Source organism: Streptomyces sp. NPDC032472, assembly GCF_040636955.1.
Lineage (GTDB): Bacteria > Actinomycetota > Actinomycetes > Streptomycetales > Streptomycetaceae > Streptomyces.
The window spans coordinates 1-15,385 of record NZ_JBEZVK010000108.1; the positions used below are offsets into that span (position 1 = coordinate 1).

At 68.1% G+C, this 15,385-nt stretch carries 16 protein-coding genes and 3 pseudogenes; 13 read left to right on the forward strand and 6 right to left on the reverse strand.

Annotated elements, in window-relative coordinates; all coding sequences use genetic code 11:
- Positions 1-99: 99 nt before the first annotated feature.
- Positions 100-917, reverse strand: a protein-coding gene (locus tag AB0F11_RS35210; RefSeq protein WP_362182993.1) for an IS5 family transposase whose coding sequence is annotated in 2 segments (ribosomal slippage) — positions 100-575 and positions 575-917 — 819 coding nt in all. Because the reading frame shifts where the segments join, the coding sequence is not laid out codon by codon here.
- A 90-nt stretch (positions 918-1,007) separates the two neighbouring features.
- On the opposite strand from AB0F11_RS35210, the pseudogene AB0F11_RS35215 reads away from it, so the two are divergent.
- The 8 genes and pseudogenes from AB0F11_RS35215 to AB0F11_RS35250 all read left to right on the forward strand — a co-directional run bounded on the left by AB0F11_RS35215 (position 1,008) and on the right by AB0F11_RS35250 (position 7,898).
- Positions 1,008-1,803 (forward strand): annotated as a pseudogene (locus AB0F11_RS35215) (IS5 family transposase).
- A gap of 70 nt (positions 1,804-1,873) precedes the next feature.
- Positions 1,874-2,068 (forward strand): annotated as a pseudogene (locus AB0F11_RS35220) (helix-turn-helix domain-containing protein); the annotation flags it as partial.
- Between the two features lie 9 nt (positions 2,069-2,077).
- A complete protein-coding gene (locus tag AB0F11_RS35225; protein WP_362183035.1) occupies positions 2,078-2,389 on the forward strand; it encodes a winged helix-turn-helix domain-containing protein in 312 nt (103 codons plus the stop codon).
- Positions 2,386-2,991, forward strand: a complete 606-nt coding sequence (locus AB0F11_RS35230) for an IS630 family transposase (protein WP_362182996.1) — start codon at positions 2,386-2,388, stop codon at positions 2,989-2,991. The genes AB0F11_RS35225 and AB0F11_RS35230 overlap by 4 nt, the downstream gene beginning before the upstream one ends.
- A gap of 231 nt (positions 2,992-3,222) precedes the next feature.
- Complete coding sequence (locus AB0F11_RS35235; protein ID WP_362182999.1) at positions 3,223-5,175, forward strand: pentapeptide repeat-containing protein; 1,953 nt, start codon at positions 3,223-3,225, stop codon at positions 5,173-5,175.
- Between the two features lie 293 nt (positions 5,176-5,468).
- A complete protein-coding gene (locus tag AB0F11_RS35240; protein ID WP_362183001.1) occupies positions 5,469-5,765 on the forward strand; it encodes a tyrosine-type recombinase/integrase in 297 nt (98 codons plus the stop codon).
- Entirely contained in the window at positions 5,762-6,097 is a 336-nt protein-coding gene (locus tag AB0F11_RS35245; protein WP_362183004.1) for a helix-turn-helix transcriptional regulator, read from the forward strand. Before AB0F11_RS35240 ends, AB0F11_RS35245 begins: the two co-directional genes overlap by 4 nt.
- A gap of 808 nt (positions 6,098-6,905) precedes the next feature.
- Positions 6,906-7,898, forward strand: a complete 993-nt coding sequence (locus AB0F11_RS35250; protein ID WP_362183007.1) for a hypothetical protein — start codon at positions 6,906-6,908, stop codon at positions 7,896-7,898.
- 69 nt (positions 7,899-7,967) lie between these two features.
- Here AB0F11_RS35250 and AB0F11_RS35255 read toward each other — a convergent pair whose 3' ends face one another.
- Entirely contained in the window at positions 7,968-8,366 is a 399-nt protein-coding gene (locus AB0F11_RS35255) for a hypothetical protein (protein WP_362183010.1), read from the reverse strand.
- 163 nt (positions 8,367-8,529) lie between these two features.
- Between AB0F11_RS35255 and AB0F11_RS35260 the strand changes: the two are divergent.
- Positions 8,530-8,817: pseudogene (locus tag AB0F11_RS35260) on the forward strand (HNH endonuclease); the annotation flags it as partial.
- A 173-nt stretch (positions 8,818-8,990) separates the two neighbouring features.
- Here the strand turns inward: AB0F11_RS35260 and AB0F11_RS35265 are convergent.
- From AB0F11_RS35265 to AB0F11_RS35275, 3 genes are all read right to left on the reverse strand, one after another.
- The gene (locus AB0F11_RS35265; RefSeq protein ID WP_362183013.1) at positions 8,991-9,587 is read right to left on the reverse strand and encodes a hypothetical protein; all 597 of its coding nucleotides are present in this window, start codon (positions 9,585-9,587) and stop codon (positions 8,991-8,993) included.
- A gap of 181 nt (positions 9,588-9,768) precedes the next feature.
- Positions 9,769-10,017: a DUF721 domain-containing protein gene (locus tag AB0F11_RS35270; RefSeq protein WP_362183015.1), complete on the reverse strand. Its 249-nt coding sequence runs from the start codon at positions 10,015-10,017 to the stop codon at positions 9,769-9,771.
- A gap of 394 nt (positions 10,018-10,411) precedes the next feature.
- Entirely contained in the window at positions 10,412-10,759 is a 348-nt protein-coding gene (locus AB0F11_RS35275; RefSeq protein WP_362183018.1) for a DUF6300 family protein, read from the reverse strand.
- A gap of 369 nt (positions 10,760-11,128) precedes the next feature.
- Between AB0F11_RS35275 and AB0F11_RS35280 the strand changes: the two genes are divergently transcribed.
- Positions 11,129-11,470: a hypothetical protein gene (locus tag AB0F11_RS35280; protein WP_362183021.1), complete on the forward strand. Its 342-nt coding sequence runs from the start codon at positions 11,129-11,131 to the stop codon at positions 11,468-11,470.
- Between the two features lie 171 nt (positions 11,471-11,641).
- Here AB0F11_RS35280 and AB0F11_RS35285 read toward each other — a convergent pair whose 3' ends face one another.
- Positions 11,642-12,229, reverse strand: coding sequence for a DUF6233 domain-containing protein (locus AB0F11_RS35285; RefSeq protein ID WP_362183024.1), 588 nt, complete (start codon positions 12,227-12,229; stop codon positions 11,642-11,644).
- Between AB0F11_RS35285 and AB0F11_RS35290 the strand changes: the two genes are divergently transcribed.
- From AB0F11_RS35290 to AB0F11_RS35300, 3 genes are read left to right on the forward strand one after another with little or no spacing between them, the layout of a single operon-like run.
- Positions 12,228-13,394 (forward strand): tyrosine-type recombinase/integrase, encoded by a 1,167-nt coding sequence (locus AB0F11_RS35290; protein WP_362183026.1) that lies wholly within the window; start codon positions 12,228-12,230, stop codon positions 13,392-13,394. The two genes, AB0F11_RS35285 and AB0F11_RS35290, sit on opposite strands and share 2 nt — an antisense overlap.
- The gene (locus tag AB0F11_RS35295; RefSeq protein WP_362183029.1) at positions 13,391-13,951 is read left to right on the forward strand and encodes a hypothetical protein; all 561 of its coding nucleotides are present in this window, start codon (positions 13,391-13,393) and stop codon (positions 13,949-13,951) included. Before AB0F11_RS35290 ends, AB0F11_RS35295 begins: the two co-directional genes overlap by 4 nt.
- A gap of 1 nt (position 13,952) precedes the next feature.
- The gene (locus AB0F11_RS35300; RefSeq protein ID WP_362183032.1) at positions 13,953-15,311 is read left to right on the forward strand and encodes a hypothetical protein; all 1,359 of its coding nucleotides are present in this window, start codon (positions 13,953-13,955) and stop codon (positions 15,309-15,311) included.
- Positions 15,312-15,385 lie beyond the last annotated feature (74 nt).

The following is a 15,385-nucleotide window of genomic DNA, read 5'->3' on the forward strand; positions in this document are numbered from 1 at the left end:
GCTGGGGGACACGCCTCTGCGACAACTCCTGGAGCCCGCACGCGAGAGCCGTCCAGCCGGGATCGACGATACCTACGCGTTCCCCCAGAAGACCGTGTCCTATGTGGTGAGGCGGACGAGTCGTTTGTAGCAGCAGAGGGTCGCGGCGAGACCAAGAAAAGCCAGGTAGTTGCGGGGGTGGCGCTCGTAGCGGTGGTTGAGTCGGTGGTAGCCGGTCAGCCAGGACATGGTTCGCTCAATCACCCACCTGCGGCGCCCGAGCCGTTCGCTGGACTCGATGCCCTTGCGTGCGATGCGGACGCCGATCCGCTTGCCGCGAAGCCATTTCCGCAGTTCAGGAATTTCATAAGCCTTGTCGGCATGAAGGCGCTGGGGCTTGAAGTGGCGGCCGCGGTGAGGGTCGTGTCTCGTTTGGTGACCGAGCACCATGGGCTTCAGAGCTTGGCTGTCGTGGGTGTTGGCGGCCGTGAGGCCAACGAGGAGGGGCAGTCCGTTCGCGTCCGACAGGATGTGCATCTTGGAACCCGGCTTGCCCCGGTCCACGGGGCTCGGACCTGTGAGTTCGCCCCCTTTTTGGCCCTGACGTGGGCGGAGTCGAGGACCGCTCGGGAGAGGTCGAGGAGGCTGGCGTCGTCGAGGCGGTGCAGGATCTCCTCGTGCAGCCGGCCCCAGACTCCGGCTCTCGACCAGATCAGGAACCTGCGGTGGGCGGTCGACTTCGATATCCCGAAGCACGGCGGTAGTGCCCGCCAGGCGCACCCGCTGACCAGGACGTAGATGATCGCGGCGAACAGCGTCTCATCCGGCGTGTCCTGCGTCCCGCCGCCCTGCGGTCGCACCCTGGACGGAGGGATCAGCGGCTCCGCGATCTCCCACAACCCATCCGGAACAATCCAACTCCACGTACCCCGCCCCATGCGAAGCTCAACGACGCCTCACCACATAGGACACGGTCTAAGACATCGTTTCTTTTGGCGCTCGTGGTCGTTGAAAGGTTCGTGGCGGATCTGGTTGAGCGGCTGGTGCCGGACGAGTTGTGGGAACTGTTTCGGCGGGTGGTGCCTCCGACCGAGGTCATACGCCCGCAGGGCGGCGGTCGTCGGCGAGCGGGTGATCGAGAGGCCCTGGCGGCGATCATCTTCGTGGCCACATCAGGCTGCACCTGAGGGCAGCTTCCACCGGTCTTCGGGCCTTGCTAGCAGACGGTCTACCGGCGGTTCGCCCAGTGGAGCCGGCAGCGGGTATGGGCCCGGCTCCACCGCGTCATCCTCGACGAACTCGGCGCCCCCGGCAAGCTGGACTGGTCGCGGTGCGCGATCGACTCGGTCAGCGTCCGGGCGGCAAAAGGGGGCCACTGACCGGACCGAATCCGACCGACCGCAGCAAGAGCGGATCGAAGATTCACCTGATCACGGACCGGAACGGACTGCCCCTGTCACTGGGCATCTCCGGTGTCAATACGCACGACAGCCTCGGCCTGCAGCCGCACGCGGTATCCCGCCCATCCGCTCACCACGTGGACCACGACGCCAACGCCCGGCCAAGCTCCACGGGGACAAGGGCTACGACTACGACCACCTGCGCCGCTGGCTCCGCACACGCGGCATCCGCCACCGCATCGCCCGCAAGGGCATCGAGTCCTCACAGCGGCTCGGCCGCCACCGGTGGGTCGTCGAGCGGACCGTGTCCTGGCTCGCCGGCTGCCGACGCCTGCACCGCCGCTACGAATGCAAGGCAGAGCACTTCCTCGCGTTCGTCGGCATAGCCGCAGCCCTCATCTGCCACCGCCGCCTCACCAAATGAAACGACCTCTTATTTGATCTTTTCGTAAGTTCGGTGGGTGTGGTGGCCGTGTGGGTGGGAGGCTGTCGGGGTGGCTTTTCAACCTTCCTCTTCGGCTGTCGGCTCCTCCCTTCCTTCTTTGTCGCGGCCTCAGTTGGCGGAGGCGCGTCGTGTTCGGGCGGTCGAGTTGTTCGAGGAGGGCGTCTCGAATGCGGAGATCGCGGGGGCGGTGGGGGTGTGTGCCGAGAGTGTGCGGCGTTGGCGGCGGGTGTGGGAGCAAGGTGGTGCTTCGGCCTTGCGGCGGCGTGCGGCCACCGGTCGTCCGCCCAAGCTGGACGACGCCCAGGTCGAGATGGTCCGGGCCGCGTTGGAGCAAGGTGCCCAGGCGCATGGTTTCGAGGCCGACCTGTGGACCCTGGAACGAGTCGGCGCGGTCGTCACCCGGGCAACGGGGGTGGTGTTATCGAGGGCGTCGGTGTGGCGGTTGCTGACCGGCCGGCTCGGATGGAGTCTGCAGCGGCCCGAGCGGCGGGCGGTCGAGCGGGACGAGTCGGAGATCGCCCGCTGGATCGCGCACGAGTGGCCGCGCATCAAAAAGGGGCCGTGAACACACGTGCCTGGATCGTCTTCCTCGACGAATCAGGCGTCTCCCTGCTCCCTCAGATCCGCCGCACCTACGCACCCCGAGGTCGGACCCCGCTCCTGCGGCACCGGCTGAACTGGAAGCGGGCGTCGATGGCCGGGGCCCTGGGATACCACTCCACCGACCCCGATCGAGGGGCCCGCCTGTGCTTCCACCTCAAGCCCGGCAGCTACGACACCGCCGGGCTCATCGAGGTCCTGGAGCAGATGAGGGTGTTCTATCGCGGCGAGCGGGTGGTCCTGGTCTGGGACGGTCTGTCCGCCCACTGGAGCCGGGCGATGCGGGCCTGGGTCGCCGAACAGGACTGGCTCACCCTGGAACGATTACCCGCCTACGCTCCCGAGCTGAACCCGGTGGAACTGCTGTGGTCCTCGCTCAAGAAGCGTGAACTCGCCAACCTCGCCGGCGACCACCTCGCCGATGTCGCCGACGCCACCGAGCAAGGCATCCACCGCATCAACCGCAACCCACAACTGCCATGGTCGTTCCTCGCCCATACCGGTCTGACCATCCATCCACCACACCCACCGAACTTACGAAAAGATCAAAATAGGCAACGGTCCTGATCCTCCGTCGTTGGCAGCAGCGGATGCTGCCGACAGGCGCTGGCTGACTCTCTGCTCTGGTCCCATATGCACCCTTATCCGTGTGCTGCCCACCCAAGCGGAAGCTCAGAAGGGCGCGTGACCGGAGCGCTCCTGGACTTCGGACCTGGGACGCGCGCCTGCCTTCCTCCTCGGCGCCCCAGTTGCATGAGAGCCTGCACTTGAGATGAGAGTTCGATCACGGTGGTGGACATGGCGGGCACGGTCAACCTTGAGTGGGACGCGTGTGGGGTGACTAGCTGCATCGGCATCCGTGCCGAGGGCATGGAAGGATGCCTCCTCCACGACAAGCACCACCTGGAGGCTGCCCTGAAACGCGTCAGCGAGGACGGTCACATCGACGCCCGTGGCGTGAGGATCAGCGGCGACCTACTAGGCCAGCTTCTCGCCGCCGCTCGGAAGAGGGACCACATGCCAGTTCTCCAGGACGTGCGGTTCGATCGCGCCTCGTTCCCGGGCCCAGTCTCGTTGGGCCATGTCACGTTCAAGGGCCGGAGCTGGTTCGCTGGCGCAGAGTTTGGGAGCGCGGTCAACTTCGAGGGAGCTACCTTCGAGGATGAGGCCAGGTTCGACGGGGTGTCGTTTAACAAGGAGGCCACTTTCCGCAACACGACGTTCAGCAGAATCTGGTTCGATGATGCGACGTTCGGCGCTGCAGTAAGTTTCGCGGAAGCGGCATTCACTGGATGGACTTGGTTCGGCGGCGCCACATTCAAGGGCGCAGCCAGGTTCCACAGTGCAACGTTCGAGGATGAGGCCAGGTTCGACGTTGCAACGTTCCAAGATGAGGCCTGGTTCGAAAAGGCTACATTCAAAGATGACGTCTGGTTCGGTTCGAATATAACGTTCGGGGGCAGAGCCGAGTTCCATGCGGCGAGGTTTTGTGGATTGGCGGGATTCGCCGGGACAGTGTTCGAGGATGATGCCTGGTTCGTCGGGGCGGCGTTCGAGAACGAGGCCAGGTTCGATGGCGCTATCTTCAAGACAGGGGCGGGATTCGAAAGCGTGACATTCGATCGAGCCAAGCGGCTCGGACCCATACTCCTTCGCGGGTGGCTTTTGCTCGATGACTCTGTATTCAAGCAACGGATCCGGATCGAGGCGAGTGTGGGGACAGTTCGGAGTGAGAGGGCCCAGTTCCCAGCCGGTGTGCATTTCCGCCTTCGCTGGGCCCAGGTCATCCTCGATGATGCGGACCTCGCGGCTCCAGCAATCCTCGCCGGCGTACCCTCAATCAAGGAACTCCACGAGGATGACCTGCTTTCAGGGTGGTGGCCGGATGGGCCAGGCGGGCCGCCACGGCCTCCAGGGCAGCCGTGGGTGGCGTCGCTGCGTCGCGCCGATGTGGCTGGGCTAGCCTTCGCCAATGTTGATCTGCAAGCAGCCCAGTTTGCGGGCGCGCACAACCTTGACCGTCTGCGGCTGGAAAGCCCGAAGGCATTCACGGCAACGCCCGGGCTCAAAGCCGGATGGGCCTGGCCGCCGCTCTGGTGGTGGACCCGGCGGCAGACCCTTGCCGAAGAACATGCCTGGCGGGCCACACATGAGCGCGGCATCCGCCAAGCAGGCTGGCATGCCGGCGGGTCCTGGCCCGCCGGCATCAGCCACTGGGTTCATCGCCCGCCGCACCCCGCCCATGACCGTGCACGCACTGAGTGCCATGGCGCCCGCCGCCGACAGGCCAACCGCGAGCAGCAGGCCCAGGAGATCGCCAATCTCTACCGGGCACTGCGCAAGGCGCGCGAGGATGCGAAAGACGAGCCCGGCGCGGCCGACTTCTACTACGGCGAGATGGAGATGCGCCGCCACGCAGCACCTCGGTTCAGCATCGAGCGGGCCGTACTCACCCTCTACTGGCTCACGGCCGGCTACGCCCTGCGGGCCTGGCGGGCCTTCGCGGCGCTCACCCTGGTGCTGATGCTTGCGGCATGGCTTTTGGCGCACCATCACGGATATGCCAAACCGCAGGTGATGTCGTTCTGGGGTGCGCTGCGCTACAGCGGCGGAACTGCGATCGGCCTGCCGCTCGGTATCCAGCCGGCGCTGACACCCTGGGGTGAGGTGCTCCAGATCGCCGTGCGCGTAGTGATCCCCGTGCTGCTCGGCCTCGCCGTCCTCTCGATCCGAGGCCGCGTCAAGCGCTGACACGACTGCATCGCGGAGAGCACGTGGGGCCCTCAGGGTTGGTCGCCTGAGCCTGGCCTGCACCACCGCGTCGTCGCCCAGCGGCTCAAGGCGGCGAGCCCCGTTTCCATGAGGATCACCTGCGCATCGACCTCACGATGGGCGAGTACGCCGTCAAGCTGGCTACATCGAGATCACAGGCGAATATCTCATCCTCGTGCGACTCACACGAAGCTGAGCCATCCGCCACGAAGCCCAGGTCAAGACCCGACGTCACCCGGGAGTGTGGTCTGCGTCATGCGGACGTGCTCGTAATGCAACACACCCAGATATCACGGTGCCGAACGCAACGTTCAACCCCGGCCAGCTCAATGACAACACGGACTGATCCGCACACGGCCCCTGCGGACACAAGGAATTCCTACATCACGCACCTGGTCGAGTTCGGATATCCAGAACGGTTTGTGCAGGAGCAAGTCGGCCACGCGTATGCGGCGACGACCGCGATGTACACGTGGGTGTCGGACGATTACCGCAACCGGCTGCTGGAAGCGTCGCTGCGGCGCCGCCTTGAGCGGCCCGCGGACTGTAAGGAGTGGGGCTCGCGGTGATGAAGAAGATGGGATTCGTGTGGAACCTGCGGCGGCTGATGGCCGAACGGGACATGTTCCAGACGACGGACCTGGTGCCACAGCTGGCCGAGTACGGAGTGCACTTGTCGCGGGAGCAGGTGTTTCGGCTGGTCACACAGCCCCCGCAAAGGCTCTCGATGGAGACCCTCGCCGCCCTCTGCGGGATCCTTGACTGTTCCCCCGCTGATCTGATCGAGGTGCGGGCCGTCCACCGGCAGACGGCGAAGCCGGTGGCTTCCGGTGACGCCGTGGACCGAGCCGTGGCCCCGCCCGCGCGCAGCGTCCGCGTACGACGCCCGGAAGGCCTGTGAGCGTCGGACCGTTCCCTGCGGCGTGGGACGAACTCGCGGGGAGCGGATGACCGCGTTCCTGCCCGGACTGCCCGCCTCGGAGGCGGCCCGAATCGTCGCGGGCATGACCCCGTCCGCCCGGGGCCGGACCCGCGCTCACTTTGCGAAGCACCCCGACGCCCTGGTCAGCGGTGCATCCGACGCACCCCGCTCAGTACAGGCCCTGATTACTCAGCTCGCGAACCTGGGTATCCCCGGGGTCCGAGCCCCGGCCTGCCTGCGCTGCGGACGCGTACGCCTGCTGCGACGGGCGGTGTCCGGCGGCAGGGTCTGCCTCGGCTGCGAGGGCATCCTCGCCGCCCACGCCAACGTCGGACCCTGCACCGTGTGCGGAGAGATCCGCCCCCGTCTGTGCCCGCTGGCCGCTGGGGTCGGTATGCAAGTCCTGCTACCGGACGGCCCGCACCCGTCCAGGCCAGTGCTCGGCCTGCCACCGGCAGCGCGTCCTCATCGGACGCGAAGGCGAACGCCGGATCTGCGGACCCTGCTCCGGCTACCCCAACCCCTACGCCTGCCCTCGCTGCACCAACCCGCTCTCCTACATGGTCCGAGGCCTGTGCGACCGGTGCACGCTCCAAGACCGCCTCGCCACCGTCTTCGACGCCGCCCCGGCCGAAGCCAGCGGTCAGTACCACCAGATGCGTACCGCCCTGGCTGAGTGCGATCAGCCGAGGACTGCATTGAACTGGCTACGAAACTCGCACTCCGCCCGCCTGCTGACCGACCTCGTGGCCGCCGGCCACCCATTGACCCACGAGGTCTGGACACCATGACCCACAACACCTCCGGCCGAGGAGGAACCCAGACCATCGACTACCTCCGCACCACCCTGGTTACCTACCAGGCTCTGCCCGAGCGCGACGAGCTCACCGCCCGCATCGAACGCCACCTCACCCGCACCGCGGCCCGCCACCCCCACCACGCCTTGCTGCTGCGCGCCTATGTCCGCTGGTCCCTCCTGCCCAGGGCCCGCCGGGCCGACCGAAGGCCGGGCGGCTTCAAGCACCGTGTCCGCTGGGCCTACGCCCGCATCAACCTCGCCGTCGCCTTCCTCACCACCATGAACGACCACGGCCTCGCGCTCGCCGAAGTCACCCAGCGGGAGATGGACTGGTGGCTGGCCGACAACCCCGGCACCCGCTACGGGGTCCGCGCCTTCGCTGTCTGGGCCGCACGCCGAGGCCACAGCCGCGACCTCCACGTCCCGCACCGGCCCAAGGCCGACCCCGTCGGGCTCGACGAGGATTCCCACTGGGAGCTTCTCCACCAGTGCCTGAACGACAGGAGCCTCCCCCTTGAAGTCCGGGCTGCCGGTGCCATCCTGCTCCTCTTCGGCCAGCACCTCACCCGGATCGCATCCCTACCCGCCGACGCCTTGACCACGTTCAACGGCGATCAGGCCGTCATGTTGGACCGCGTCCCCATCCGTCTCCCCGAATCCCTGTCCGTCCTGATGACCGAACTCGCCGACCAGACCCCCTCTGGCTGGGCAGCGAACTCACCCACCCGCTGGCTGCTTCCCGGTACCCGCCCCGGCCAGCACCTTTCTGCCACGGTGCTGGCCCGCCGACTCACGGCGCACGGCATTCCTATCCGCCCGGCTCGCAACACAGCTCTCACCCAACTCGCCCAAGACCTCCCTCCACCTGTTCTTCCCCCACTCCTCGGCCTGCACGTCGTCACCGCCACACAATGGCGCCGCCGCGCCGCAGCAGACTGGACCGTCTATCTGGAAGCCCGCACGCCGCAAGGCCACAGCTGATCCCCGTCTGCCCGTCATGGCGATGCGGGCGCGAACGACACTGGCGAGAGAGGACCTGTCCCACGTGGCTCAGTTGTCCGGACCGCAAACGCCACCGCCGGACCCCTGACGGGAGTACCGGACGATGGCTTCCTGCGAGGTCGACGAAGCGCTGCCGTCGGCCGGGGTGAGCGTGTAGAAGGCGATGATGGAACCCTCGGTGACGGCGTCCAGGACGCCGTCCCACGGGATTGTGTAGTCGGCCGAGGTCGTGTCAGCGGTGATGCGCGCGACGCCCTGGATCTCCGCAGCCGGCGTCTCCCCAGCGGCGTCGCTGCAGACCGCGATGTGGAAAGTTACCTCGTCGCCGGTCTTGAAAGGCATCTGGTCCACCACGACAAGGACGCCATTCCAGGGCTTCTGCCAGCAGGTGATGCCGCCGGGAGTTTCCGCGTAGGGAAAATCCGGAAAATCGAGCTCGATGGACACGCGGGCTCCTGATCGGTCGAAGGGCGAGGCAAGAGATCTGACTCCGGGTCCATGATCAGGGAGCAAACGCCAAGCCATGAGGCCGGATCCGTGAGGATGACCAGACTTGTCCGCCACCAAGGCGGTCAGGAATACAACACGCCTCGAATAGCGCTCCCCGCCAGCTGGGGCCTCGGCGTGGACGGCGGCGCGGCGGGAGGCGTACGCGAACGACCAGGGCCAGCCGTCCTCGCTGGTGGCGGTCTCGGCCCGCTCGAACCGGAGCAAGGCGGACCAGGACCCGGCCCAGTGGCTGCCGCCATCGCCGGATGCGCTGTGCAGGTACGGCGCGGAGTGGACCGCGACGAAGCTGCGGTGGGGCCTGGCGGTGGATGAGGCGGAGCGGGACCGCCTGCTGGACATCGCGGCCGGCTGCGGCGGCACCGACGTGGAGTTCACGCCCGCCCCGTAGCGGACTGCCGGGGGCCAGGGGCCGGGGGCTGGTGTCCTGGGAATGGCTGATGCTGGCCACCATGGTGAAGTGGGCAACGTGCAGGGCCCGTGTCCTCGGGGCGCGGGCCCTGCGCGCATGTGGGAGTCCGGCTTCAGTGCTGAATCGGCCATTCAACGGGGCCTGCCGGGTCGTTACCGGGGGAGGTCGGATTCCGGTGTGGCCTGGGCGAGGTAGTCGTGCTCGGCGTCGCGGACGCGCCGCTGCTCCCGGCCGACGCGTACCTGCTGGAAACCGGCGTGCAAGAGACCGAGGACGATGACGCCGAAGGAGATTACGAACCCGTGATCGATGGACGGGTCCATCTCCGGCCCCGGCTTGGTGATCGAGACGGCGAAGAACCACACATTCAGCAGCAGGAACGCGCCCGTGCACCACAGGACGCCGATGGTGGCAGGACGCCACATGCGCCGCTCCACGGGAAGTCCGAGCCCGCTGCGCATCGCCCTGGTGGCGGAATCGGCACGCCGGGCCGAGACGGGCTTGGCTATCGCGCTGGCCGCAGCCCCCATCAGCAGGACCAGGGCCAGGCTGATGGTGATGACCGGGGCCACGTCGAGGGGCTGGAGCGTCATCACCGTGGAGAAGGCCAGCATGAGAAGAGTCCCGGCCAGGGCATCCCACTTGGCCGGCCACAACTGGTCGGCGCCTCGACGCCACGTGCGCCGGCACCGCCAGGTGACCCCGGCTGTGGCGGCCCAGAGCAGCGTGTAGAGCACCACTGCCTTCACGGACTTGCTCCCCTTCCCCCGGCCTGCACGTACAGCTCAGCGTCGGTCACTTTACGGCCGGAAGCCGGGCCGGCAGGCCGCGATAAGCCCGGGACGCTCTCAAAACACTGAGCGTGGAACGATTGCTGGCGCGCTGTGCTGGCATTCTGCCGGGGGCGGCCTGTCTGGTACCGCTTGGTGATCAGCCGTTTCTGAGGTCGACGAGCACGGAGCTGACCGCATGGGCGCCCAGGGCCGCGTTCAGGCGCACGGTGATCGGTTCCTTCAGCAGGGTGACCTGCTCCTCCCAAGCCCTGCTGGAACAGGCGACGTGCAGGGCCCCATGGGCGTCGAGGCCCAATGGCCGGACGTTGCCCGCGACCTCGGGCCCGACCGCCGGTACCCACCAGGAACCCAGGTCGGCAAACCAGCTTGGCTGACTCAAATCCATACCGGCTCCTCAAGAGGCTGGTGATGCAGGAGCGCCCCTATCCATATTGGCAGGCACGCTCAAAGAGCTTTTTGTCCTGGCAGGGGTGTGTGAGAAGTGGACGTGTAGCTGACACTGGGCGCTTGCATTGTGGTTCAGCGCTTGCGACACGCAGACGCCCTACGGCAGTCCTGTGCGATTGGTGTGAGCGCGACGCGGGGAGCCCGCCCCTCGACCCGGCTCCGCGCAAGGGGCCATGGCCTGCCGGGGTGTGCCGGGCGGGTTGCCGGCCACCGGCCGACCTCTGGGTAGCGGCCAGGCTTTCCGCCGGCAAGGGCCGTTGCGGTGATGGGCAGCGCCGCGCAAGTCCCTTCCCCCGGCCATCAACGCCGTGGCGCGCTCCGGTCGCGTGCGGTCAGCCGCGGCCGCGGGGCGCGTCGCCGGTGTACGGCGGATAGACGGCCCCCGTGCTCGGGTTGCTGACGAATGAGTAGCCGTGCGCGGCCATCACTTCCTTTTGGAACGCGACCATGAGTTCGGCTCCTTCCGCGGCGCGGGAGGTGTCGTTGCCACCGCCGGAGGTGAAGAAGCGCAGCAGGTCGCCGGCCGCAGTGTCCCCGGTGTCGCAGGCCTCGCACAGCTCCAGGGTGATGGGGCTGCCTGACCGGTCCCGCTGGGGCATCCGTGCGGCGAGAATGAGCGGGCCGCGGCAGCGGGAACAGGACGGCAGATTGTCGCTGCGGCGGACGGATATGTGGGTCATGGTGCCCCCCTAGCTGGCTGGGAAGCCCATCCAACCGGCCGCTGACCTGGGCAGTCAATCCCCCGTGACTTCCCTTCACCACCGGGTGCATCGCGAGCCGATGTACCGCTTGCGGCAGCAGGCCGATGTTTGCCTCGGGGGCGCCCGTCACGTCCAGGTTGTGAACCGATCACCGAGCCCGGCTGACGCCACCCACCGATCGCGGCCCGACCCTCAACCCCCTCGATTTCGCCTGGTCGCCAGGCGGGTCATCGGCCGGATCCGCGGTCGCGGTCGCCACTGGCACGGGACCGGGCTGGGTACGCGGATCGGGCGCTCTGAGTACATGCGCCCATGCGGACGCCGCGGGTGGGGCGGTGCAATGGGGTCATGAACGCGACTCCTCCCCTGACACCTCCGGCCGAACGACCTCTGGCCCCGTCGTGGTGGCTGGCCCCGGCGCTGTTCACCGTGGCGGCGGTACTGGGCGGTGCATGGGGCTACCGCTCCTCCCCGATCGTCCACGCCACAGCGTGGCTGGCCGTTCCGTACGCCGTTCCGCTGGCCCTGCTGGCGGCCTCCTGGCAGTCGTCCTTCCACCCCGACACGCGGGCCCGCGGCCTGGTCCTGGGCGGGACCGGCGTTTTCTCCGCCCTGGTCTGCGCGCACCTGACCACTTTCGTGCTCTACACAGTGGCCTTCGTTCTGTGGGCCTTCCAGGGTGGTGGCTGAAGTCGCCCGGACCGGCGCGGGACCTGAGTGAGAAGGGAAATCCGAGCGCGACTCGTCAGTGACATCGGCGGGTGGTCGGGTACTGAATTCGAATGCGCGATGTCGGTCTGATCCTGCTCAGCTGGCGTGTTGGCGGTGTGCGCGTGTTCCGGACCGGGCGGCCGCTTCGTGTCAGTGAGGCTGGTTTGCCTCTTCCCGCCCCTCGTCCTGACCGTGGCGGAGGATCGGCAGCAGGACCTCGGCGGCGTCGCACCCGGTACACGCCGCCGTCCCGGGCCGCGCCAGGGCATCCAGCGCCCGCATGGTGGTCAGTGGCCGCGCCCGGTCGGTGGCCAGCCGGCATCCCTCGGCGTGGATGGTGGCCGCCCGGCCGCTAGTCCGGCCGTCCAGGAGCCATGCCCACCGGCCTGCGGACGCCGTAACGTCGGCTGACGGTGGGTGGGCACGCCGTCCGGGTCCACACCGGGGATCGGGCGCAGCTGCGCGGAGGTCACCCACGTTGCGTACTCCACCGGCTCGGCGCCGCCGCCGACGGCCGTCTGCCACAGGGGCACACCGATGCGGTCCATCCACAACCCCGAGTCGAGTTGCTGGCGCTCGTAGAGCCGTACCCGCTCGATTTCCTGTTTTCTGGGGTGGATGAGGTTGTGGTGTGACGTGGCGGGGGAGGGCTTCGTTGGTCTTCCGAGGCTCGTTCTCGGGGGGTGTGGCTCTGTGGCGGGTTGTTGCATGGACCGTCACTTTGAAGGAGTTACGCATGCGGGCGTTTCCCGTGGACCTGCCGTCCGGAGCCCGGTACTGGACCGTCGTCGATGACGAGTGGTGTGTCGTGCCCGTGGCTGATCAGTGGCTTCGGTTCCTGCGGTTCGGGCGGAGCCGGACGGAACTGACGACACGGTCGTACGCCAGCGGGGCGGCCTTCTACCTCCAGTGGTGCCGGGCCACGGGCCGGAGGTGGGAAGAGGCCGCAGGGGACATCGGGATGTTCATGGTCTGGCTGCGCTACTCACCCAGCCGGCTGGGCGCGGAGAACCCGACCGTGGTGTGGGGCCCCGGTATGAAGCCGGTCCGGGGCGAGCGGCGGGTGAACGGGGTGCTGGCCGCGGTGCGGGGGCTGCTGTCGTACGCGGTGTCAGTGGGCGCGGCGCCACGGTCGGTGCTGGGGGAGCTGTACGAGCTGGCGGACAGCCGGGATCTGCCGGAGGAGGCGAAGGGGGAGGAGACCGGCTTGTACTACCGGCTGCGGGCCCGGCACCGGCTGCAGGAGCCGCAGGCGGACGTCGACCGCGCTTCGGACGAGGAACTGGTGGCGATGTTCCTCGCATGCCGCAGTGCCCGGGACCGGCTGATCATGCTGTTGCACTCTCGGGTGGGGCTGCGGCGGGGGCAGGTGGCGGGGCTGCGCCGCAGCGACTGCCATCTGCTGCCCGACTCGCGCGCCTTGGGTTGTGACGTGGAAGGGGCGCACGTGCATGTGCGGCGCCGGGCGAATGTGAACCGGGCCTGGTCGAAGTCGAAGAGGGCGTGGGTGCAGCCGCTGGACTTCCTGGTGGTGCAGGGCTTCGACCAGTACGTCGACGAGCGCCTGGACAAGCTGGGAGCAGGGGGCAGCGACTTCCTGCTGGTGAACCTGTTCCGCGAGCCGCTCGGGGCGCCGATGTCTCCTGCGGCGATGGGAGAGCTGTTCGACCGCCTGTCCCGGAGGGCGGTGCTTGGGCGGAAGGTCGGCCCGCACATGGCCCGCCGGGCGTTCGGCAGCAACGTTGCGGACGCCGGCGGCAGCTGGGACGAGGTGCAGATGCTGTTGGGGCAGGAGCATCCCGGCTCGGTTGCGCCCTACGTGATCCCGGACCGTAGCCGGGTACGCGAGGCGGTCGAGCGTGTTCCCTCGCCGCGCGAGCTGTCCGGGCAGGTGGAGCGATGACCGCCCCGGTGCTGCTTCCTGCGGAGCCGGGCGGCAGTGCAGACTCCCGGACCCGGCAGATCGTGGACGCCCTGGACGCGGAGTTCCTGAGGGTCGTGCGATGGGACTGGGACACGCGGGTGATCTTCTTCCCCAAGGACCATCCGGTGCTGGGCATGCCGGACTGTTCGGTGAAGGGCTGCTCCAGGGGGGTGCGGTTCGGCCGGCCGATGTGCACGGGCTGCGAGCGGGCCTGGAAGGCTTCGGGCCTGCCTCTGGAGGACTTCGTCGCCATGACCAAGTCGAAGATGCTGGGCATGAGGCAGGAGATGTGCGGGGTGCCGCGCTGCGGGCGACCGGCGAAGTCGGCCAAGCTGGTGCTGTGCGGGCCCCACCACCGCCAGCGGGTGGACACCCTGAAGGTGGGGATCGGGGACTTCCTCAACCATCCCGCGGTCACCCCGCGCGGGCACGGGCCAGTGCGAGGTGGCGGTCTGCTACCGGTTGCGCGAGTACGAGACGTCCCCCTACTGCCAGGTCCATCAGCTGCGGCTGAAGTACGCCCGCAGGCGCGGTGAGGTGAACGACGAGGAGGAATGGCGGCGCACCGCATCTGCTATCAACGCGGACCGGGAGCTGTGCCTGCGGGGTCTGCCGGACCGGGTCGTCGCGGAGGTCCTCTTCGGGCTTCAGGCCCGCACCGAGGCAGGCTCCAGGACGTGGGATCACTTCCTTCGGCCGCTGTGCGACAAGCTGCGGCAGATGCAGGCGCCGACCCTGGAGGTGTTGGCCGACCCGCAGGCGCTCGCCGCGCTCGGCAACGTGAAGTCCACCTGCGGCGTGGTCCGCACGATGCTCATGTGGCTGGGCCGGCTCGGCGCGTCACCGGAGTCGGAGCACCGCAAGGATGTGTGGGACCTGATGGTCTTCACGGGGCAGACCGGCACGCTGGACTTCACCCGGATCTCCCAGCCGGCACTGCGCGAGGCGGTGAAGCACTGGGCGTACGACGACCTGCCACGTCGGCGGGGCAAACGGCCGGGCACCGCGGTCCAGCACTACGTGACGGCGATGAACCTGCTGTCGGAGAGCCTGCGGCTGCAGCGTGAGGACGGTGGGATCCACCCGCCCGATCTGCACCGCCGGGACATCGCCGCCTTCTGCAACCGGCTTGCGTTCCTGACCAAGACCGGCAGGATCAGCGCCCGGACACGCAGCAAGGCCGTACGCAACGTCGCGCTCGTCCTGACCCGCATCCGCACCCTGGGGCTGACTCATCCCGGACAGCCGATGGCGGGCCTGCCCACCGACTTCCGCCTGCAGCGGGAAGACACCCCGGACGAGCCCGAGGACACCGAGGCCGGCAAGGACCTCCCCGACGCGGTCATGCGCCAGCTGTGCGACCACCTCGACGACCTGGAGCAGCTCATCAGCCGTGAGGTCCGCGTGGGCACCGAACTGCTGATGGACACAGGCCGCCGCCCCGAGGAGATCCGCGACCTGCCCTACGACTGCCTGGGCCAGGACCCCGACGGCTCCCTTGTCCTGATCTACGACAACCACAAGTCCTACCGGAAGGGCCGACGTCTGCCGATCGGCAAAGCCACCGCGGCCGTCATCACCACCCAGCAGCAGCGCGTTCGCGACATGTTCCCCGACACCCCCGTCGGCGAGCTGAAGCTGCTGCCCAGCATGCGCGCCAACCCGCACGGCACCAAACCGATCCACTCCATCGGCGAAGGCCACCGCACCTGGGTCAACTCGCTGCCCGACTTCCTGGTCCCCGTCACCGTGGAGGAGAGCGGGCAGGCAGTCACCCGAATGCTGCCCTTCGACAAGAGCCGCATCTTCCCCTACGCCTACCGCCACAGCTATGCCCAGCGCCACGCCGATGCCGGCGTGGCACCGGACGTCCTAAGAGGTCGTTTCATTTGGTGAGGCGGCGGTGGCAGATGAGGGCTGCGGCTATGCCGACGAACGCGAGGAAGTGTTCTGCCTTGCGTTCGTAGCGG